Below are 21625 nucleotides of genomic sequence, written 5' to 3' on the forward strand. Positions count from 1 at the left end.
GAGAGGCGTTCGATCGCGGTCGTGACTTCGCGGCCTGGGTCGGTTTGGTGCCTCGACAATACAGCACCGGCGGTCGAACCGTGTTGGGGCGCATCTCCAAGCGGGGAAGCAGGTATCTAAGGATGCTTTTCGTTCAGGCGGCGAAGATCATCATGATGCGACCGCATCGTTGGCCCGACTTCAGCTTTGGTGAATGGCTGGCACGCGCTTCCGAACGCATGCATCGCAACAAGGCTGCCGTCGCCCTTGCCAACAAACTCGCACGCATGGCCTGGAGCATTCTAAGACACAAAACGGCGTTTGATGCGCCAAGAGACGAGGTTGCCATCGGCGTCTGAGCCGAAGCGACCCAAAGGAGTTCGCGATAGATCGAAAGCATGGAACGGAAAAACTACGCCCCCAGAATCTGACGGCCCAAATGGTCGACAACGACCTGTCCGCTAATGAGATCACGGTGCGAGCGTAACCCCAACAAGGCCACGACCCGCGTGTCGATCAGTAGGCCGGATACATATGAGCGACTTCCGAGAACGTGCGAAGAAATCAATTGCGAACAGCAGCCGGTACATACATAGGGCCGTGCGCGACGGATTGCGGCATGGATTTGGTCAGGATGCTGCGCAGCCTCCGAGGTCGGCACTGAGCCCGAATTACATTTTTCTGTAGCGCAGCGAATGCCCGCTTATCTTGAAGATTAGAAAAAACTTGGCCAGCCTAAGCATGATTGTCAGGATGAATTGTGAGCTTCTACTGCGAGGGCTGATAGCGCTAGATCACCAAGTGCGTGACCACGGAATACAAAGGCCGTTTTATCCTTTGGACCATGTCGCCCCGGGATATTGCCAAGAACCATCTGTGATAGATCACCATGGATTAGCGACGGGTCACACAGCTTGTTTGAAAGGGCCGCCTCTTGTTCAAGATCATCTATAATGACGTGATCCAATCCCGCAAAACTGTCCCGCTTCCAAGGGGCGGCAAGATCCACAATAGCTGCGAACGAACCGGGGCGCATTCCAGCAGCGTCGAGGAACGGTTTGGCCCCACCGGTATAGGTCACGGTTGTCACTAACAGATCACAGCTTTCAACGACATCCTGGCCGGTCTCACAGGCCTGCGTTGTCAGGCCACGTTCCGCTGCGTGTTTGACTAACTTATCCTGATTTGCCTGCCCTCGTCCAAAAAACACCATGTGTTTCAACGGAAATAGATCCACAAAAGCGTCCAGATGGCTTGCAGCCTGAACCCCACATCCTACGAACCCGATGGTTGATGCATCGGGGTTTGCCATATACTTGGCAGCCGTCGCACTGAGCCCCGCCGTGCGTAGCGCTGTGATCCAATTTCCGTCAAGTACGGCAACAGGCAGACCTGTCACACTATCCAGCATTGTTACCAGACCGTTGATCTGTGGCAGTCCGTTAGCGGTGTTGTCTGGGTTCAAAACCACCGTTTTAACGGCCAACAGGGATGGCCCGTCCATCGCGGCCAAAGCTGCCATCATATAGCGTTGATCGTTTGGCGGTATGATAACGGCCTTAGGCGCGGACCAAACTGTGCCCTCAGCCTGACCGCGAATCGCCGCTTCGATAGCCGCTACAATTTGAGGGGTCGAAAGGTTCAGTGAATCCAGGTCATCATGCGACAGATAGGGAATGTTCATGGCTGCTCCAGGCCCGATTTGTTGTTCGGCCATGTATCGCTGAGCCGATATCCTTCGGGCCAGGGATCATCGGGGTCAAGCATGTGTTGATGGGTTCCCGTAATCCATGCGCGACCAGTGATTTCTGGAACAATTGCCGGTGTGTCACCCAGCATGACAGTCTCGGCGATCCGACCATGAAATTCAGAATTGATAATGGAACGGGCGGTGAAAGTTTCGCCCACCTGCATCTCGCTGCGCGCATGTAACAGCGCCATACGGGCAGACGCCGCCGTGCCGGTTGGGGAGCGGTCAATTTTGCCGGGTTGAATTGCTACTGCTGCTGAAGTGGTCAGATGGCTACCCTCACGATGAATTGGGCCTGCGAACAGGCAAAAGGAAAAGTGTCTCCAGTCGGGGTTGGTGGGGTGATGGAAGGACAATTGCGCATTGGCCGCATTGGTGATCGAAACACCCAGATCGGCCAGAGCCTTGGCCTCAGACGCCACAAGGCTGAACCCAAGGGCGACGGCATCCACCACGACAAAACTGTCGCCTCCAAAGGCGGTATCCACTTTGATATCTCCCAGGCCTGGCACGTGAAGTGGTACGGCCAATTCACCCGCAAAGGATGGCAGGTTGCGCACGGTGATCCGTTCCGCCTTGCCATTCCGGCAGTCCGCCTTGACGTGAACAAGGCCGCCGGGGGCTTCCAATGTCATCTCGGTCACAGGTTCCGTCATTGGGATAATCCCGCTGTCCAGAAGAACCGTGGACACACAGATCGAATTGGAGCCTGACATCGGCGGTGTGTCTTCCGGCTCCATGATGATCCAGCCCATTTGGGCATCAGGATGCTTTGGTGGCACCAATAGGTTCACATGGCGAAACACACCCCCACGCGGTTCATTCAGCACGAAATTCCGCAGTGTCTCATCCTTTGCGATCCATGTGCGCTGCTCCCACAGCGTGTCACCAGGTGCGGGTGCCACGCCGCCAACGATCACGTCACCGACTTCGCCCTCGGCATGACATGACACGACATGAATGGTTTTTGTACTGCGCATCTCAGATATCCTTTATCAGCCGCAGCGCATCATAGATGGCTGCATGGGTGTTGCGGGCAGACACGGCATCGCCAATGCGGAAGAGTTGAAACGCGCCATCTGGATTGCGTTCCAAGGTTTGGGGCCGCCCGGCCAGCAGTGCATCCTGATCGACAGCACCGCCATTGCGCGACAAGGGTTTGAGATCAAAATAGAGATCATCCAGCGGCAGAGTGCCGTAGTTGACGACGACCTGATCATAATCGGTCTGAGAGGTATGATCACTGTAATCGGTGCCAATGGTCGCCGTCATCTTGTTGCCATTGCGGGCCACATCCAGCAGTCGACGGGTGACGGTAAAGGTCACATCCTTGTCCTGCAAACTGCGCATATAAGGTACCAGGTTCATTGCCATTACATCGGGCGAAAACGTACGGTCTGGCGTCATGATCTCCACCTCTGATCCTGCCAGCGCTGCAACTTCGGCAGCTTGCAACGCCGGGTGATCGCCGCTTTCGTCATAGATCAACACCTTACCCGCAGGCCGGACGTCGCCTGAGATGATGTCCCACGTTGTAACCACATTGGCCTGTTCGCCGTGTTGCTCAAACAGCTCGGTATTGGGCATGCCGCCCGTCGCGACAATCACAACATCCGGATCAAGTGTGGTGACATCGTCTGCTTCGGCCCAGGCATTGAAATGAAACGCCACATCGCGGGCAGCACATTGGGCCATGCGCCAATCAATTATGCTGATCATCTCTCGTCGTCGCGGGTTCTGGGCGGTCAGGCGAATTTGCCCTCCGGGATCCGATGCCGCCTCAAAGACGATCACCTCGTGCCCACGCTCTGCCGCAATTCGTGCTGCTTCCAGTCCGGCAGGTCCGGCACCGACAATGGCGACCTTCTTCTTGTTCTTGGCCGCGCTGATGGTATGCGGCATCGACAATTCGCGACCTGTGGCAGCATTGTGAATGCACAATGCCTCACCCGCCTGATAGATGCGATCAAGACAATAGGTGGCCCCTACGCAGGGACGGATATCGTCTTCGCGACCTTCTGCGATCTTCTGAACAATGTGCGGGTCCGCCATGTGGGCGCGGGTCATGCCTACCATGTCCAAAAGCCCCGCCTGGATAGCATGTCGCGCTGTGGCCACATCGGGAATCTTGGCGGCATGAAAGGTTGGCATGCCCGTGGCTTTTTTGACTTCGCCTGCGAAGTCGAGATGCGGGGCGTTCTTCATGCCCTGTACGGGGATCATGTCGGTCATCGCAGGATCAGTATGAATGCGACCCCGAATGACATTCAAAAAATCAACTTGGCCGGACGACGCCAGACGTTTTGAAATTTCCAGACCGTCTTCTACTGTGATGCCACCCTTTTGTGCCTCATCCGCCGTGTATCTCAGGCCGACTATAAACGCAGATCCAACACGTTTGCGAATTGCGCTCAGCACATCCATCGGAAACCGCATGCGGTTTTCCAACGTGTCCGCGCCGTACGGCCCCACCAGATCGTTGGTCAAGGGCGACCAAAACTGATCCAGCAAGTGGCCGTATACCTGCAGCTCAATCCCATCCATACCACCGGCCTGCATCCGCTCGGCCGCGTCGGCGAAGTCGTTGATGATACGGTCAATATCCCAATCCTCGATCAGCTTGGGAAAGGAACGGTGGGCTGGCTCTCGGTGCTTGGACGACGACACCGACGGCAACCAGTCGCCTTTATTCCATCCCGTACGGCGCCCCAAATGGGTCAACTGGATCATGACGGCGCAGCCATGTTCGTGCACCGCATCTGTCAGGTTCTGAATCCATGGAACGACCTCATCTTTATAGGCGAGAATATTGTTGAAGACTGGCGGGCTGTCCTTGCTGACCGCCGCAGACCCTGCGGTCATCGCCAGCGCGACACCTGCCTTGGCGCGTTCGGCATGGTACGCTGCATATCGCTCTTTTGGCATGCCGTCCTGGGGATAGGCCGGTTCATGAGAGGTGGTCATGATGCGATTTCGCAGCGTCAGATGCTTGAGTTGGTAGGGCTGTAGCAGCGGATCTTTGGACATGACGTATCCCTGGCTGGGTTCGGCTGTAGTATTGACACATATGTCAAGTACATCATTTTCACAATTGACACATATGTCAAGTTAAATAAAATCAAGCCATGGAAACACCTCCGCGATCCCGTGAACGTGCCACTCGACAGGTTTGGCTGAATGCTGCGTATGACCTGTTTGTTTCCGAAGGCATTGAGGCCGTCAAAATCATGGCCTTAGCCAAAAAACTTGAACTTACCAGGACCGGGTTTTACTGGCATTTCAAAGACCTGGACGACCTTCATGCTGAAATCATCCAGATTTGGCAGACCCGCAACACAGGCATCATGGTTCAAAGATGCGAGATGCCAGCAGACAGCCTATGTGCTGCGTTGTTCAACTTGGTCGATTGCTGGATTGATCCGGACTTGTTCGATGCGCCTCTCGATCTTGCGATCCGCAACTGGGCCCGCAACGACGAGAAACTTCAGAAGTTGGTCGAAAATTCGGACGAAATGCGGGTGGCGGCCGTTCAGGCAGTGTTCCAAAAATTCGGCGTTGATCCTGACATGGCGCATTACCGGGCGAAGACGGCGGTGCTGACCCAAACCGGGTACTATTCAATGAAGATCACCGAACCTCGGTTGGATCGTGCCGTCTCGGGAACCCGATACGTCGAAATCTTCGCAGGCGAACGTCCAACCCAGCAAGAAATCGATGATTTTCTTGTCCGTCATTGCGACGACAACAGCTAGCAGGCTCTAGTTTGCTGGAAAGTCGTTAGATTGCAGGGGGATAGTCAAAAGCTGACATTCCATTACCTAATTGAGTGCTCGGCTAAGTCCGCGGCCCGGTCCTCCGATACAGCCCACACCGCGCGATAGCAGCGAATGCCTGGTAAGCGGGCTGCAAATGCAGCATCGAAGGAGAAGCTCGAACGTCTCCTAAGGACCGTACAGGATCGAACGAGTGATTGGGATCGCGTGTCAAATCCGTGTTGCCTCGTTGTCGCGCTAGGCTTCAGTTCGTGCAACCTGTTGTGATTGCTAGAATTTGACCCAGGCATTCTTGGCAGGTTGTGTGTAGCGCTCGAAAGGAGTTCTTTCCCGCCTTCCGGCCTCGCGTTGAATGAAGTTCAGTATGGAAAAGTAAAAGTTTGTGATCGCTCCCCCGTCGCTGTCTTCGAGCCTCCCAATCCCGTCGTCAACGTGTATCAGTCCACGGTCTAGGACGTACACCAAATCAAGAACATGATCGGAACCACACGCAGATGCCAACCGACCCGCTTCTTGTTTTAGCCAGTTGCTTGCCGCCAAATCTGTCTCGTATGCAAATAAGCAATGAAAGTAACGAGCCGTCTTCTTACTTGAGGCCCTTGGGCTTACGGCATTGCCCGCCAATGGTCGACCGAATGGCTTCAAGTTCCGCAGTTTTCGAGCGGCTGTCACGCTCTTTTCTATTTCCGCCTTCGTAAGCTTCGACTTTACTTCGATAGACGATAACAGTGCTTCCGCCGCAAGAATATCTGCTCCCTCAGCGCGGAAAGGGAAATCTACTAAGGAGTCGTAGAACATCAGATCAAGCTGCGGACTGGAGTTACCTTGTAGATCCACAACCTCACCTTCGGTGACAGAGTAATGTCCGGGGAGTTGTTGACGAAAGAAATTGCCGAGCACGCCTTCACGAGCAGATCCCTTGTTCCCGCGGTGGAGCACATTTTGGGTCTTGAGAAACGAAAGCCCAAACTCTTTTACTGCCGCACCAAACTGGGGGTTTAGGTACGGCGTTCGTGGCAGTTTCTTTTTTCCCATCCACAGGCACCCCTGATTATTTCAAGCCCAGTCTTGCCCGAAGAAATTCTTCGCGCAATCGCACCGTTCGCCATAATTGCTAAGGCCCGAACCGATAAGGCATAGAGTGATTGCCGAGAGATTTTGCGCCAATGGCGAATGTCAGCAATGCGGGCTGCAACTGCAGCATCCGGGCGATGCGTTGAGCGTCCGGTATGGGCCGTCCTTGCTGGAGCCATGTTTACTTAAGGCTCAACATGCTGCGACCGATTGAAAGACCGCGATGAGCCCAATCTGTTCGATGCTGCGGGTAGCATCAATGACTGCTTTGGGTCAGCCCCAGACTAGACTGGTGCCATCTCAGCTAGTTGTGCAAGTCGTTTGGCGCTGGTCAACGCCGCATCTTTGGTCAAGGACCAAGCTTGGGTCAAACCCTCGACGATCACCATTAAGTCGCTGATGCTTAAATCGCTTCCAGCTCTTGCAACCGCCATCTGCGAAACCTCTGCCTTGTGCCGCTCTAACAACTCGCGAAGGATAGCATCATCAGGCGCCGAGGCTACGGCCGCATGAAACAAGCAGCCGTGGCTTGCTTCCGCCCGCATCCAGCCTGCCACACGGTCAAGAGTTTCGTTCAAGCCCTGCTTAGATGATTTGGTAGGATCGCCAAATACATGCTCCAGATACCGTTGATGCCGATGCTCCAACGCCAATCGGACCATGGCATCGCGCGACGGAGCGTACTTGTAGAGCGTGCGCAAGCTGACACCAGCCGCGTCTCGCAAATCTTCGACGCTGGGTTCGGCAAACCCTCGCGTGGCAAAGGCACGTTCCAATCCGCTGGCTATCTTGGTCGTCATTTTATTCATGCTTGACGGAGTAGAATACTCATTCTACTTACGCAAGTAGAAGAAACATTCTACCGGAGACTCGCATGAATCTTCCCGACACAATGCGTGGCGTTGTTTTGACTGGCCATGGTGGCCCTGAGATGCTCGAATTGCGCGATAATCTACCCGTTCCATCACCGGGCCCAAACGATGTTATAATCCGTGTAGGTGCTGCCGGTGTGAACAACACCGACATCAACACGCGCACAGCCTGGTATTCCAAAGGTGAAGCCGATGATGCGGATGCGACATGGTCAGGCAAGCCTCTAGAGTTTCCACGCGTCCAGGGGGCAGATGTGTGTGGAGAGATCGTTGCCGTTGGGACAGACGTCGCTGCCAGCCGTATCGGCGAGAGAGTTCTGATCGAGCCTTGCATCCGCTTTGCAGATGGTGTGGAGCAAAGTCCGCCATGGTACTTCGGCTCCGAATGCGATGGAGGTTTTGCTCAGTTTACACGGGTCGACACCCGCCAAGCCTGTGTAGTCAAAAGCAATTTAACAGATATCGAACTAGCTTCGTTCCCGTGTTCGTATTCCACCGCAGAAAACATGCTAACTCGTGCCAACCTGCAGGCAGGAGAGACAATTTTGGTTACTGGTGCGTCAGGCGGCGTGGGTTCGGCCACGGTGCAGTTGGCACGTGCACGGGGTGCAAACGTGATAGCGATAACCAGCCCTGCCAAGATGGACACGTTGATTGATCTTGGCGCGGAACGGACATTGCCACGTGATGCTGATCTTGTCGCAGAATTAAGTTCGGGTAGCATCGACGTCGTGGTCGACCTGGTGGCAGGGTCCAATTGGCCAACCCTGCTGGATGTTCTGCGCTCTGGGGGCCGTTATGCAGTGGCTGGTGCCATTGGCGGTCCAATGGTCGAGTTGGATGTGCGCACGCTCTACCTCAAGGATCTCAGTTTTTTTGGCTGTACAGTTTTGGAGCCAGAGGTCTTTGGCAACCTCGTCGGGTGCATCGAGCGAGCTGAACTCAAACCTTTGGTCGCAGAAGTATTTGCGTTGAAGGATATTGAGGCGGCGCAAGCAGCTTTCGGTGACAAGGGTTACACCGGTAAGATCGTTCTGAACGTAGATTGAAGGAAGCAGACTATCAGTTCGCAATGATCAAAGGGCGCTTAGTCCGCAGACTGTGAGCTCGACGGTCCTTGAATTTCGCTAGCGCAGAGAATGACCGCAAAGCGGACTGCGAATGCAGCATTTGGAGCGGGTGCTCAATGTCGTGTGTGGGTGGCGCCTGCATTGCAAGTGTTTTCTGCGTTGAATGCGGCGGTCCGTCAGTACCGTCGTGTGTTCGGCCTGTTGACGCAGCCAGTGTTGTCGACTGCTGGCCTTGATGAGTTCCGCAAGCGAGGTTCCTATCGGGAATACGACCTCTGAGGGCCGTGACTTTCGTCGGAGTGTCCTGGCTTTTGGTTGACTTACATCCGCATCATCACATCAAACATCTTGCATTTCTGGCAGGTCGATCCGATCAGGCGACCGGCTGCCGATATTCCTGTTGTTTTGTCAGTATCGCCCAGATGATCCGGGCGCTCTTGTTGGCCATCGCGACCGTCGCCAACCGGAACGGTTTCTCGGCGAGGATTCTGGCGCTCCAGATATCTATGCGCTCCGGGTGCTTCCTGCCCATCAGCGCACGGGATGTCATGCCGGTGATCAGGAGCTTTCGGATGTAACGGTCGCCCTTCTTGGTGATCTTGCCGAGCTTTTCCTTTCCACCACTGGACTTGTTGAGTGGTGTCAGGCCTAGCCACGCCGCAAGATCGCGACCAGTCCGAAATTGCTTAGCATCTCCGATGGTCGCCACGATGGCGGAGGCGGTAATCGGGCCGACGCCAGGCATGCGCATCAAACGCCGGGCACCGGCATCCAGCAGCGCATCCCTCTCGATCATCTTTGAATAGCCTTCAACGCGCTCGTGAACGCCAAGAAACTGGTAGCAGACCGTGCCGAGAATGCCGCTTGCAAGGTCCGGCATGTCGGGCCGTTCCCCTTCAAGGTGGCGTTTGGCAAAGGCAATCACAGCCTCGATCCCGCTCCGCAGCACATGGCCGAATTCGCGCAAAAGGCTTCGGATCATATTCGCCAGCTGCGTGCGCTGCCGGACCGCGAGATTCCGGGTGCGGTGCAGCGCCAGGATCGCCTGCTGGTCTTCGGATTTCACTTCGACGAAGCGCATCGTCGGGCGGCGCACGGCTTCGCAGATCGCCTCGGCATCAGCGGCGTCTGTCTTGCCGCGCTTCACATAGGGTTTGACATAGGCTGCTGGCATCAGGCGGACGTCATGACCCAGCCTGCTGAGTTCACGGCCCCAATAGTGGGCAGAGCCGCAGGCTTCCATGCCGACAACACAGCGCGGAAGGGTCTCGAAAAATGCAAGCAGCTTCGGGCGCTTGATCTTCTTGTTGAATATCTTTCGGCCAGCGGCTGAAATCCCATGAACCTGGAACACGTCCTTGGCCAGATCCAGTCCAACTGTTTTAACTGTCATTGGGTGGCTCCTTTCCTAGCAGTCGGTAACAACTGCAGTATGGCGCATCGCGACGCCGGTGGAGCAGGAGCCACCCACTCCATCCGGAAGGGGCCGTCCCCGAAAGCGGTGCAACCGCCTGCCACGGAAGATGCTGCGCCGCCTCCGAGGTCAGAAGTGAGCCCTTAGTACCGCGTGCTGCAGTTCGAACGAATGTCGGCTTTGGCCTAAATTTGTTTTGCTTGATGCATGAACGAGTGCCAAACGTGGCAAAAGCGATAACCAATGTCACAGTTTTCTGACCGCTTTGCGGAATGCACTGGGACTTTGGCCGGATGTAGCTTCGAAAGCGCGACTGAATGCACTGCGGCTGGAAAATCCAACGGAGTCAGCTACTCGTTTCATAGGTAAATCTGTATTGCGCAGCAGGTCGCCCGCTTTGCGCACCCGCAGATTGCGAAGTAGCTCCATCGGACCTGCACCGTACGCTTCGGAAAATCGCTTCGCAAACGCGGCCCGGCTCATGCCTGCTATATCCGCGAGTGACTCGACAGAGAACGACTTGCCCGGGTCGTTCAGCATCGCATTCAGCGCTTTCCAGAGCATCGGATCGCGCAACGCAGCCATCCAATCCAGTGGTCCTCCCTGCTCGGTCATTCGCATGCGCATCATGACAATCACAGCCTGCATCAACAGAACCCGGATCAGAGCGCGGCTGCCGACGCTAGGCTCACATACTTCGTACATCAGCGTGTCGACCAGGGTCATGAGGTCACTGCCTGGTTCGGCACGTGTCACCAACGGTTCGCGTACCAAGTTGACCACATCCGTGGCCCCCATCAGCCCAATATTGACGTGCGCACAAAGTGCGATCAAACGGCTGGCGCTGCCGCCACTTTCATCTGGGGCCGATTTGAGGACCTGTGCCAAGTTCAGCGCCGCTGGTTTGCAAGACGGTCCGGGTACAACCGTCGCGCCATCATTCAAGACCTCGTGGCTGTTCAGTGACGGGATCAAAACCAAACTGCCCTTGGATATCCTGATCGGGGTCTGCCCCCGCATCGTGATCTGGCCCTCACCGCACAGAATATAGTGAAGGGTCACCGCGGCATCCGGCTTGAGGGCAACATGGCAGGTTCCGTGGATCTCACAGACCGCAAACGGCTCCGCACGGATATCGAGTTGATCGAAAATGTGGTCGTAACTCATCCGATGATTTTGACTTTAAACTCGTTTGCCGTCACGGAGATTTTTGTGACTGGTCCAAATCAAGACGAAAAGGCACACCGACTGTCACACATAGGGCTTCTCGATACATCCAAAGAAGGAAAGACCTGATGTGCAATTGCGATGACCATGATCACGGTGACAAGAAACTGTCTCGGCGGGCGGCGCTGACCACTGGCCTGGCAGGGACTGCGGCAGCCGCGGCCACGGCGCTGGCCGGAACCGCTCAGGCGCAAGGTACGGCCAACCCATATGCAGAACCGGCAGAGCCTGCATTGCCGGCATCTGACATGAAGCTCGATCTGAGTCGCGCGGCGCTGGTGGTGACCGACCCTCAGAACGATTTCCTCAGCCCCGATGGAGTGACCTGGGGCGTGATTGGCGCGTCCGTCATCGAACTCAACACGGTCGAGAACATCGAAACCCTGTTCCGTACGGCCAAAGAGCACGACATCACCACTGCGGTGTCGCCGCATTATTACTTTCCAACCGACCATGGTTGGAAGTTTGAAGGCGCGTTGGAAAAGCTGATGCACCAGATTGGCATGTTTGACCGTAAGGGCCCTCTTAACGTTGAAGGATTTGAAGGCTCGGGCGCGGACTGGCTGGAGCGGTACAAGCCCTACATCAACGACGGCAAGACCATCGTGACCTCGCCCCACAAGATGTACGGCAATGACACCAACGACCTGACGCTGCAACTGCGCAAGCAAGGCGTGGATCAAGTCATCCTGGCAGGTATGTCGGCCAACCTGTGCACGGAATCGCATATGCGCGAATTGATCGAGAACGGTTTCGAAGTGGCCGTGGTGCGGGATGCGACTGCTGCGGCGCAACTGCCCGAGGGGGATGGATACCTTGCTGCCCTCATCAACTTCCGCTTCATCGCCAACGCGGTCTGGAGCACTGAAGAAGCTGTAGCGCAAATCAAGACGGCAGCTCTCTAAACCAACCCTTCCCCGAGGCGCCCTGACCCAGGTCAGAGTTATGCCGTGCCCGGTATCGACGTCTCCGATGACGGGCACGGTCTTGTTCACGCGAGCGGGCAGAAATCAAAGGACAAAGAATGAAATCAAACTCAGTCAAGGAAGACACGATAAGGGCGGTTCTGGGCAAGGTTTTCCGCCTTTATGTGCAAAGCCACTGTTATCATTGGAATGTGGAAGGTCCAAATTTCCGCAGCTTGCATGCCATGTTTGAGACCCAATACCAAACGCTCAACGGGTTCATCGATGCGATTGCAGAACGGTTACGTGTGCTGGGGGTCAAAGCGCCTGCATCATTGGATGAGCTACTTGTTGCGGGCGAAGGACGCCAATTGTCTGCGGCCAAGACGGTAGATGAAATGCTGGCGAACCACTGCGCCGAATTCTCGAGCTTCATCGATGCTCTCCGAAATGCCATCCAGGTTCTCACTGATGTCCGGGACGACGGCACAGTTGGGGTTCTGACGGATATTCTCGAATGGTGCGAAAAGGAGCACTGGATGATGTCAGCCACCATGAAATAGGCTGAAATGGGCACAAGGCAGCATCAATTCTACCTGCGTCGAAATAGTCACCGGCGAGGAATATGGGTCGAAATGGGCAAAGCCGTCCTTGGTCGCCGAGACCTATAGGGCCCTTTTGTCCGCTGACTGTGAGTTCGACCATCTCAAAACTTTCCACATGCAGCGAATGGCGGCAATGCGGGCATGACCGGGGCATCTTGACCCACTGGCCAACGGCGGGAATGGGCCGCCAGCAACATGTCGATGCCACTGAGCTAAGGCGCATGCTGCAATATGCACCAAGGTTTGAAAACCATTTCGAAGCAGTCATTGGAGGGCGGTCATTGCATTGTCCTGTGATGGATTGGGCATTTTTATAAGAGTATTAAATAAGTTAAGTGGCACTGTGTGCACCATTTGTGCAACTCGAAATTACTTTCCGGCGTGCAATGTCGGGTAATCTGCGGTTAAGGTAGTTTGGTCCCATTGCAGCTCGTGTGAGCGAGCAAAATCACGTTCTTCTTGCGACCTCCAAAAAGGGCGATCACGTTTTTTCCGGCCATGTGGTGACAGAATTTACGGCAGGATTTGGGTCGGCTTGGGCTTATGGCGGTGAGGAATCTGGCATTCAAAGGCGCGTAAGCCCGCCTATTTGCTTTCTATTCTCTGCCAATCTGAACGGTCCGTCCGGTCCCCGAGCAAACTGCGGCCGTCCTTGGAGGTTCTTGGCCCGGTCGTGTTCAGCCAATTTGCTCAAATCTAAGCAGCGCAACTCTGTCGACCACTATAAGGCCCTCCCTACCAATCTGGGAAGAACCCCTCGGCAATTCTGATGGCGTGGAAAGATAGTAAGCCTTTGATTGCGGATTTGAACGCAATCAAAGCCGTGGTCTTAGCGGGGCTGCCATCTTGCGGCTGGTAGTCGATGACACGCTTAGTTTCGGAGATGTCCCACCGCATACCCGGATTATCGGACATTAAGTTCAAAGCGGCGAATTGAACGCCTTCTGCATTGATCGCAGCGCGCATTCCATTCAGAAAATCCCTGTCACTCAACCACATTTCCTGACCCCAGCGGCCCATGGCCATATGCGGCCCCGGCTGGTTGTCATGGGTCCATTGGGTCCAGCCAATACGCAGGCAAATGACGGAAAGCCCGTGGTGCTCTGCAAAATATGCCCCCGTCCGCTCGCAGAACAGTTTTGACATCCCGTATGCATTGATCGGGCCAGGGGGCGTGGTTGAATCCAATCTGTCATCTGTGAACCGTTTGTCGCCGTGGATCCAATTCGAACTGGCGAGGACAACCCGGCCAACGCCCATTTTTGCAGCATGGTGGTAGAGGGTCAGGGTCGCGTCCATGTTGTGTTTGATGGCGGACGCCCAAGAGGCCCCAGGCTCTCGGTCGCCCGCAAGATGCACGATCACGTCAACCCCCTCAAGAAGCGAAACCCAACTGGCGTCGTTAGACAGGTCCGCGATGTGAATGTTCGGGTGATCCACTGGCCGAATGTCGATCCCGCTGACGGTGCGATCCGGGACACCCTCAAGCGCGTCAAACAGTTTGCGGCCCAAATGCCCACCGGCACCGGTTATCATGACATGCATGACAATAGTTCCTCGTATTCTGAGATTGTCTGGTCTGCGGGCACCGGTGTTTCGGTTGACCAAAAGCGAAAGTGCTGTTGAAAACCCAGCGTTTCGCTGGGCATGAGTTCAGTCATTGGTGAATGCCACTCCGCCTCGCAGTAGGGATAATCGCCTGAATTGAAGATCTCCACGGGGTGCTGATGCGCAAACCTGTCTTTTGGTGATGGCTTTGGGACCGAACACATCAGAAACGGCCCGGCCTCGTTGAATGTGATGAATGTCTTTCCCTGGCGGCTTGGTAAACCGACCTTGAATTCCTGCCGCCTCGCACAACTTGCCACGACGCCGCTGTTGTGGGTTTCAACCAGAGGCTTGGCCTGACCAAAGACGGGATGGAATTCCGGTTTGTCCATCGCAACCCCGATCTTGGCGGGCGTGTTGATCATCATGACGGACCAAATTCCCGTCCCGCGCGGTGAAGCGCCATTGTTGGTCACCAAGTGATCGATGGTCCATGTCGTTGCAGAGGTCAGCGCAATACGGCGTCTCACGGAAAGGCTCGTCAAGGGACAGACCTCACTGGTCAATTCGACCAAATCGTTCTGCTTTGCTGTGATCCGATAGGCACCACTGTCCAAAACGGGGTAGGGCGCGCCGTTCACCCAGTCCGTGTCCGGCGCGATCCAAGTCTTTTCACCACCCCATAGCGGAAAGCCAAATTGCGGTGACTTTGTTGGCAGACCTGCAAGATTGGATGTGTCGACGGGCAACCCGACAAGGTCGGGGTTTTGAAACAGCAAGGAGCGGCCCTCGACTGTCACGTCCCAGAGGCGGCCACCGATCCCAGGCAGGATCGTGAGCTCCAGGTCGTGATTTTGCAGCTTTATGACGGCCCATCGATCAGACAAGAGGTGTTGCTCCGCAAGCAGACACCCGGCGCGAAGGACCCGCGCCGGGTGCGATGTTTAGACGTGTTTGAACTGCGCGACATTTTCGGCCGTGATCGGCATGACGCCTGTTTCGACACGTTCGGGCAATGGGTTGATCCCGGCGGCTTTCCAATCCGGCAGGACCTTTAGGGCATCGGTGTTTTGCCAATGCATCATGTGGAAAGCGAGGAAGATCTCAAGATAGGACTTCTGTGCCACTGCGCCGTAAATAGTGCCGTCTTCGATGTAGGGCAGCATGTCGTCGTTGCGGTCCATCGCGACGATCTTGATATCCTTGCGCCCCGCTTCATTGACGGCAATTGCAGCCCCTTTGCCGCTGTCCCCATCTGTACCGCCAATGCCGACGATATCCGGGTTGGCTTGAATCGCCTGAAGATAGGCCGTCGGTGCGTAGGATGGATCAGCCTTGTCGTTGACCACATCGACGACTTCGATGTCCGGGTAGTTCTCGGCAAAGATCTGTTTGTAACCCTCAACCCTTTCCAGCGTGGAGGGCGCAGGGAAGGTGCCAAGGATGACCTTGCCTTTGCCACCGATCGCCTGCGCCAGCATTTCGCCACCAACACGACCGGCCTGCACGCCGTTGATGCCCAGGAAAGTTGACCGGGGGCTATCGGGGATGTCACCGATACAGCACGTCACCGGGATACCAGCCTCAACCGCGCGTTCGACGCCCGGCGCCAGTGTGGCCGGGTCACCGGGGAAGATCAGAATGCCAGCGGGGCGGCGTGCAATGAGTTCGTCAAGTTGCCGCGCCTGTGCGGCGGTGTCGAAATCGAGCGGGCCTGTGAAAGTGGCCTTGATGCCCATCAGTTCTTCGAGGTCTTTCATTGCATTGCGGTAGTCCACCCAGAACGGCACCTGAGTGACAATCGACAGGAAGACGTATTCCTTGCCAGCCGCCTGTGCCATTGCTTCTTTCGACAGTATGGGCAAGCCAAAGGCGGCGGCGAGTCCCGCGGTGGTGCCTGCGGTCAGCAGCTTGCGCCGGTTTACGTTCATTTCAGTCATGGTGATCTCCCTTGTTCGGATCGTTGGATGTTGGATTGTCTTGAAAACAGGGGTCAGCCCCGTTTGCTTCGGATCAGCATGTCCAGTGCCACAGCGGAGACCAAGACCCCGCCGATGACGATCATCTGCCAGTAGATCGATACGGCTTGCATGGTCATCGTGTTGTTGATCAGCGCGACAAAGACCACGCCAAGGAATGCACCGAGGATCGTGCCTTCGCCGCCGCGAAGCGACGCGCCACCAATGACGGCCGCTGCCAGAACCTGAAGCTCAATTCCATTGCCAGCCGTGGGTGTGCCGCTCATCAGGCGGGACGCCAGAAGAACCCCGGCCAGGGCCGCAAGAACGCCGGTCAGTGCATAAAGGATGATGCGGACGCGGGTGACATGGATGCCAGACAACATCGCCGCCTTCTCATTGGCACCGATGAAGTAGACCTGCCGGAAGAACCGGGTATGACGGACCGCCAGATCAAAAGCGATCACCAGCAAGATCGTCAGCAACACGATCACCGGAAAGCCGCCGATGTCAGCCTTGCCGATCCAGGCGAAGGAGACGGGCAGACTGGAGACGGAAAACCCTTCCGTCAGGACCAGCGCAATGCCGCGCGCAATCGACATTGTGCCGAGCGTCGCAATCAGCGGATTAATCCCCAGCCCGGTGACAAGCACGCCGTTCACAACGCCCACCACACCGCCAAGGATCAGGCCCAGAATGACAGCAAGCGGAATGGGCATGCCTGTCAAAAGCAACATCGCGACCACAGTCGAGGACAACGCCATGACCGACCCGACCGACAGATCAAACCCGCCAGAGGCCAGAAGGATTGCCATGCCAATCACAATGATTGCTGTCGGGGCCATGCCGACGGCCACGGCTCGAAAGTTTGAAAAACTGAAGAAATAGGGGTTCAGGTTGGACATCACGATGATGATGGCTGCGATCAGAACAATCAGCGTCAACTCGCGGATATCCACGAAAGCTTGAAAGATACGGCGCAGAGGGGGCCGTTTCTCCGAATAGTCTGATTGAACGGTCATAGTCACAACTTCGCTCCTGAATCTGGGGTTGCGGATGCTGCTGCGGGGAGTGTTGTTCCGGCAGCCATTTGGAGGAGCACGCTTTCGCTGGCCTCTTCGGCGGGGATGTCCCCCATCAGCCGGCCTTCGTGGACAACAAGTATCCGCGAGCAAAGTGACACCAATTCGGGAAAATCCGAGGACACAACGAGGATCGCCATGCCTTCGGCAGCGCGGCGCTGTAGTTCTGTGTGGATTTGAAACTTGGCTCCGACATCGACGCCTTTAGTCGGCTCCTCAACAATCAGGAGATCAGGTGCGCGCTTGAGCCACTTGGCCAGCATGATCTTTTGCTGGTTGCCTCCAGACAGCGCGCCAACTTCCTCGGCCAACCCACTTGCCTTGACGCTGAACGCGTCGATCGCGGCTCTACTGGCGGCCCGAATAGAACCATTGCGCATCAGACCCATCGACGTGTGCTCTGCCAGGCTGGCGGCAATCAAATTGTCGCTGAGAGATTGTTCGAGGAACAGGCCTTCGGTTTTGCGTTCTTCTGGAACGAACCCGATCCCGGCCCGCATCGCCTGTCTGATGGATGTGAACTTGACAGGTTGGCCATGCAATTCAACATCGCCAGTCGCGCCCTGCATAAGCCCAACAATCGAGCGAACAATCTCGCTGCGACGCGCGCCCATCAGGCCAGCCATCCCAACGATTTCGCCGGCATTTATGGAAAAGGAAATGTCTTCGAATTCACCGGGATGGGACAGCCCGGTCACGGCAACAACCTTGTCACCATTGACAGTTCTGGAGCCGCTGACGTCGCCGGGGTGCGCGCCGCCGATCATTTCCGCGACGACTTGCTCTTGCGACGTTTGTGTCGCGGGCAACGTGCTGATGTGACGGCCATCGCGCAGAACGGTCACGCGGTCGGAAATGCGAAAAATCTCTGCCATGTGATGACTGACATAGACGATGCCGATGCCTTTGCGGGTCAGGCCGCGCAGAACGTCGAACAATGCGTCAACCTCGTCCGGTGCAAGGGCCGACGTTGGCTCATCCAACAATAAAACGCGTGAATTCAGGGAAAGCGCCTTGGCAATCTCAACAATTTGTCGCGAACTGATGGGCAAGCTGTCCACGGGCATTGAGACATCAATCTCCAGCCCAAACTCAGCCAAAAGCGCCTCGGCACGGCGGCGCAGTTCTGGCCAGTCAACAACGCCCATGCGAGTAGGGGCGCGCCCAGCATAGATGTTTTCCGCAACGGACAGTGCGCCTGCAAGGCTAAGTTCCTGAAAGACGCAACTGATGCCGAGAGATTGCGCGTGCGAAGGATTCTCGATCCGCTGTTCCTTGCCGTTGCACAGTATCTTGCCATCTGAGGGCTGGTGCAGACCGTAGAGCAGGCCCAGGCAGGTGGACTTCCCGGCGCCGTTTTCGCCGCACAGCGCGTGAACCTCTCCGGGGCGAAGCTCGAAATCGACACCATCAAGGACAAGGTTGGAGCCAAAGCTCTTCGCGACAGCATCCAGCTGAATGAGCGGCGGAGCGGCCTCACCATCTCGAATCGGTGTCGCGTTCATTTCTCGTCCTCCCATCTTTAAGTTGGCATCTGATATCTCAGATGTCAATTACAATAAGAGAGCGTCTACTTAACGCAGCGAAGGCGGCCAGTTTTGGGGCCGCCTTCAGAAATGGACTTGAGATTAGGGGGTCCTGACCCTGAGTCAGGCGGCAGTCATTCCGTCCAGCACGATCGAAGCACTTTTGTAGGTCTGGCGCGTCCGATCAATATGCTCAATCAGAAGCGATTTTATCTCGGCGAGGTCACCATGGCTCACCGCGCTGGCAATCTTCTTGTGCTCTTCAAATGACAGATCGGTGTGATGTGGGAGTTTCGCCAAATGTGTGCGCAAGGCTGCAATCTTGCCGACATAACGCGTATAACTTGCTGTCAGATAGTCGTTTCCTGCATGTTGAAAAATCAGATGGTGGAAAGACGTATCCAAAGCCAGATATTCCTTGTCATTTCCCCGTCCGCGTTCCTGCTCCATTTTCTTCACGACCTTTGTCATGTCGTTGGACAAGCCAACCGGGTCCCGCGACAACGCCAGTTCAAAAGCGGCAGTCTCAATTGCCTGCCGGAAATCACAGATCTGCGTCACTTCTGCCTCGGACAGGGAAAACACTCGGGCCCCCTTTTGCGGCTCGATGCTGACCAGACCTTCATCGCGCAATTGGGCGAGCGCTTCGCGCACGGGCGACTTTGAAACGCCCAGTTCTTCCGAGATTTTCCGCTCCGACAGGATCTGACCCATCTTCAGTGAGCCATCGATAATGCGGTCCCTCAAATGCTCCAGGGCGAGTTCTCGAAGGGATTTGGGTCGTTCCAGCGCCATCTGGTGGTGCCTCCAAAAAATGTGTTGCAAGGGCGAGAATATCTGATACACCAGATTTAACAAGCTGGAATATCAGATATCAGTATTTGGCGATGGGAGGTCACCAAAATGCGCGCGGAGCTGATTGTTGACTGCAAGAATGAGCACGGAGAGGGGGTTTTCTGGAACCCTGCCGACGGGCTTGTGTGGTGGACCGACATCGAAGGCTGCGCGCTTTGGTCCTTTGATCCGACCACGTCTGAAACAGCTTCATACCAAATGCCCGAACGCGTTTGCTGCTTTGCGCCGCGTGCCTCGGGCGGTCTGATCGTTGCTTATGCCGGTCGTGTTGTTTTGTTCGATCCGGTCACGAAAGCGGAAACGCTGGTGACAGTGTTCGAACCCGACAATTCTGAGACTCGGCTCAATGACGGACGTACTGACAGACAGGGTCGCCTGATTGTTGGCGGCATGAACGAAGCGTCCGGCACTGCTGATTCCTCCGTAATTTGCATCGATACTGACCTCAGCGTGAAGACCGTCATCGATAATGTCGCTTGCGCCAACTCGACATGTTTTTCGCCAGACGGCTGCACGATGTTCTTCGCAGACACGCCGGACCGCGAAATCGTGGCGTTTGACTATGATGCGGCCAGTGGAACGGTTTCCAACCGGCGCGTTCATGCGTCTTTCAAAGACGAACCGGGCCTGCCGGACGGATCCTGTGTCGACGCTGAGGGCGGTGTCTGGAACGCCGAATGGGAAGGTCACCGCATCGTTCGCGTGGCTCCGAACGGCGAGATTGATGGCGTTATTGATGTCCCGGTCTGGAAGCCCACGTGTTGCGCTTTTGGCGGTCCAGAGTTGGACACCCTTTTCATCACAACCTCGCGCCTGCTGAGTGATGAGGATGCTCTCACAAAAGAACCGGAATCCGGCGGCCTGTTCGCTGTCAAACCCGGCATTCGCGGCGTGATTGACACGCCGTTCAAAGGATAACCAACCCAATTCTGGAGGAGAAGACCATGTTGAAACAGCTGATGAATACGACGCTTGCTGCCGGCTTTGCCGTGATTGCTTGCACCGCGCAGGCCGAAAACTACCCGGCACCTGTTCCACTGCAAGATGGCGCGCAAGCACCCATTGACGCGATCACACCCACAAACGAGACGCTGCGGATCGCCTACATGCCGCCGGCAACGGAGTTCAACTACTACATTGCCATTGGCGAAGGCATCAAAGCTGTCGCCGCAGAAGAGGGCGTAGAGGTCTTCATGCTGGCCCCGCAATCGGGTGCGGATATCAATGGCCAGATGGGCATGATTCAAGATGTTCTGACCCAGGACGTCGATGCGATCATCTTTGGCACGCATGATGAATTTGCCGCAGCACCACTGCTGAAGCAGGCCGTCGACAAGGGTATGGCGGTGTTGATGATCAACTCTGACATCCCAAACTTCCCGACACCGATCCATGGTGTGGTGGGGTATTCGCAGCGCAACGGCACCCACAATATCGCGGACTGGGCCATCGAAGCCTATGGTGACAATCCGTTGAAGGTGGGCATCATCGAAGGCCAGCCGGGCTATCACTCAACCGAGCGTGTGGGCGGTTTCCTCGACGGGATCGAAGGCAACGAGAACTTTGAGGTTGTGGTCTCCATCGACGGCAAATGGAACGTCGAAGGAGGCAACACGGCAGGGATGGATATCCTGCAATCTCACCCTGATCTCGACATGATCTTTGCGGCGAATGACTACATGATCATTGGCGCGTCATTTGCCGCCAAAGCTTTAGGCCGTCGCGATATCGTGCTGCTTGGCAATGACGGTGACACTTCGGGTCTTGAAGAGATTGCAGCGGGCAACATCACCGCAACAGTCAACACCTCGCCATTCCTGATGGGCAAGGCCGCAATGCATGCGACCATTGATGCTCTGAAAGGGTCCTACCCCGGCGGTTGGATCGAAACGCCGACCTCGATCGAAGACAAGGACGGTGCCATCAGCGTCCTGCAAGAGCCTGAAAAGCTCTTCCCGCAGCCATCCAAAGAGTACTGAGGGTTCTC

20 protein-coding genes are annotated in these 21625 nt (G+C 55.9%); 7 read left to right on the forward strand and 13 right to left on the reverse strand.

Annotated features, from left to right (window positions below):
* The coding region (locus ACOTTU_RS23620) for a transposase (RefSeq protein ID WP_425661779.1) at positions 1-338 on the forward strand (338 nt) is incomplete at its 5' end.
* Between the two features lie 389 nt (positions 339-727).
* Here the strand turns inward: ACOTTU_RS23620 and ACOTTU_RS23625 are convergent.
* Genes ACOTTU_RS23625 through ACOTTU_RS23635 form a run of 3 tightly spaced genes read right to left on the reverse strand, consistent with a single transcriptional unit; the run spans position 728 to position 4756 of the window.
* A complete protein-coding gene (locus ACOTTU_RS23625) occupies positions 728-1696 on the reverse strand; it encodes an ornithine cyclodeaminase family protein (RefSeq protein WP_425661781.1) in 969 nt (322 codons plus the stop codon).
* Complete coding sequence (locus tag ACOTTU_RS23630) at positions 1660-2709, reverse strand: trans-3-hydroxy-L-proline dehydratase (protein WP_425661783.1); 1050 nt, start codon at positions 2707-2709, stop codon at positions 1660-1662. The genes ACOTTU_RS23625 and ACOTTU_RS23630 overlap by 37 nt, the downstream gene beginning before the upstream one ends.
* A 1-nt stretch (position 2710) precedes the next feature.
* Positions 2711-4756 carry an FAD-dependent oxidoreductase gene (locus tag ACOTTU_RS23635; protein WP_425661785.1) on the reverse strand — a complete coding sequence of 682 codons (2046 nt, stop codon included), beginning with the start codon at positions 4754-4756 and terminating at the stop codon, positions 2711-2713.
* A 98-nt stretch (positions 4757-4854) separates the two neighbouring features.
* Between ACOTTU_RS23635 and ACOTTU_RS23640 the strand changes: the two genes are divergently transcribed.
* A complete protein-coding gene (locus tag ACOTTU_RS23640; RefSeq protein WP_425661787.1) occupies positions 4855-5481 on the forward strand; it encodes a TetR/AcrR family transcriptional regulator in 627 nt (208 codons plus the stop codon).
* A gap of 291 nt (positions 5482-5772) precedes the next feature.
* On the opposite strand, the gene ACOTTU_RS23645 is transcribed toward ACOTTU_RS23640, so the two are convergent.
* Both ACOTTU_RS23645 and ACOTTU_RS23650 read right to left on the reverse strand, forming a co-directional pair.
* On the reverse strand, positions 5773-6537 hold the full coding sequence (locus ACOTTU_RS23645) for a DUF6602 domain-containing protein (protein ID WP_425661789.1): 765 nt from the start codon (positions 6535-6537) through the stop codon (positions 5773-5775).
* Between the two features lie 323 nt (positions 6538-6860).
* The gene (locus ACOTTU_RS23650) at positions 6861-7376 is read right to left on the reverse strand and encodes a TetR/AcrR family transcriptional regulator (RefSeq protein ID WP_425661791.1); all 516 of its coding nucleotides are present in this window, start codon (positions 7374-7376) and stop codon (positions 6861-6863) included.
* Positions 7377-7450: 74 nt separating this feature from the next.
* Between ACOTTU_RS23650 and ACOTTU_RS23655 the strand changes: the two genes are divergently transcribed.
* Positions 7451-8497, forward strand: coding sequence for an alcohol dehydrogenase family protein (locus ACOTTU_RS23655; RefSeq protein WP_425661793.1), 1047 nt, complete (start codon positions 7451-7453; stop codon positions 8495-8497).
* Between the two features lie 394 nt (positions 8498-8891).
* Here the strand turns inward: ACOTTU_RS23655 and ACOTTU_RS23660 are convergent, their stop codons facing one another.
* Both ACOTTU_RS23660 and ACOTTU_RS23665 read right to left on the reverse strand, forming a co-directional pair.
* A complete protein-coding gene (locus ACOTTU_RS23660; protein WP_425661795.1) occupies positions 8892-9911 on the reverse strand; it encodes an IS110 family transposase in 1020 nt (339 codons plus the stop codon).
* 267 nt (positions 9912-10178) lie between these two features.
* On the reverse strand, positions 10179-11099 hold the full coding sequence (locus ACOTTU_RS23665) for an AraC family transcriptional regulator (RefSeq protein WP_425661797.1): 921 nt from the start codon (positions 11097-11099) through the stop codon (positions 10179-10181).
* 128 nt (positions 11100-11227) lie between these two features.
* Between ACOTTU_RS23665 and ACOTTU_RS23670 the strand changes: the two genes are divergently transcribed.
* Together ACOTTU_RS23670 and ACOTTU_RS23675 are read left to right on the forward strand one after the other, a co-directional pair.
* Positions 11228-12064 carry a cysteine hydrolase gene (locus tag ACOTTU_RS23670; protein ID WP_425661799.1) on the forward strand — a complete coding sequence of 279 codons (837 nt, stop codon included), beginning with the start codon at positions 11228-11230 and terminating at the stop codon, positions 12062-12064.
* Positions 12065-12183: 119 nt separating this feature from the next.
* A complete protein-coding gene (locus ACOTTU_RS23675) occupies positions 12184-12627 on the forward strand; it encodes a Dps family protein (RefSeq protein ID WP_425661801.1) in 444 nt (147 codons plus the stop codon).
* Between the two features lie 777 nt (positions 12628-13404).
* Here ACOTTU_RS23675 and ACOTTU_RS23680 read toward each other — a convergent pair.
* From ACOTTU_RS23680 to ACOTTU_RS23705, 6 genes are all read right to left on the reverse strand, one after another.
* Positions 13405-14214, reverse strand: coding sequence for an NAD-dependent epimerase/dehydratase family protein (locus ACOTTU_RS23680; protein ID WP_425661803.1), 810 nt, complete (start codon positions 14212-14214; stop codon positions 13405-13407).
* Complete coding sequence (locus ACOTTU_RS23685; RefSeq protein WP_425661805.1) at positions 14202-15104, reverse strand: hypothetical protein; 903 nt, start codon at positions 15102-15104, stop codon at positions 14202-14204. The genes ACOTTU_RS23680 and ACOTTU_RS23685 overlap by 13 nt, the downstream gene beginning before the upstream one ends.
* A gap of 57 nt (positions 15105-15161) precedes the next feature.
* Complete coding sequence (locus ACOTTU_RS23690; protein ID WP_219505922.1) at positions 15162-16157, reverse strand: substrate-binding domain-containing protein; 996 nt, start codon at positions 16155-16157, stop codon at positions 15162-15164.
* 53 nt (positions 16158-16210) lie between these two features.
* Positions 16211-17197 carry an ABC transporter permease gene (locus ACOTTU_RS23695; protein WP_425661808.1) on the reverse strand — a complete coding sequence of 329 codons (987 nt, stop codon included), beginning with the start codon at positions 17195-17197 and terminating at the stop codon, positions 16211-16213.
* A gap of 2 nt (positions 17198-17199) precedes the next feature.
* Positions 17200-18762 (reverse strand): sugar ABC transporter ATP-binding protein, encoded by a 1563-nt coding sequence (locus tag ACOTTU_RS23700; protein WP_425661810.1) that lies wholly within the window; start codon positions 18760-18762, stop codon positions 17200-17202.
* Positions 18763-18906: 144 nt separating this feature from the next.
* Entirely contained in the window at positions 18907-19578 is a 672-nt protein-coding gene (locus ACOTTU_RS23705; protein WP_425661812.1) for a GntR family transcriptional regulator, read from the reverse strand.
* A gap of 108 nt (positions 19579-19686) precedes the next feature.
* Here ACOTTU_RS23705 and ACOTTU_RS23710 point away from each other — a divergent pair, with 108 nt between their 5' ends.
* Together ACOTTU_RS23710 and ACOTTU_RS23715 are read left to right on the forward strand one after the other, a co-directional pair.
* Positions 19687-20556, forward strand: a complete 870-nt coding sequence (locus ACOTTU_RS23710; protein ID WP_425661814.1) for an SMP-30/gluconolactonase/LRE family protein — start codon at positions 19687-19689, stop codon at positions 20554-20556.
* Between the two features lie 26 nt (positions 20557-20582).
* Entirely contained in the window at positions 20583-21617 is a 1035-nt protein-coding gene (locus ACOTTU_RS23715) for a sugar ABC transporter substrate-binding protein (RefSeq protein WP_425661816.1), read from the forward strand.
* The last annotated feature ends 8 nt before the right edge of the window (positions 21618-21625 follow it).

This window comes from Roseobacter sp. EG26, from assembly GCF_049830555.1.
GTDB lineage: Bacteria > Pseudomonadota > Alphaproteobacteria > Rhodobacterales > Rhodobacteraceae > Roseobacter.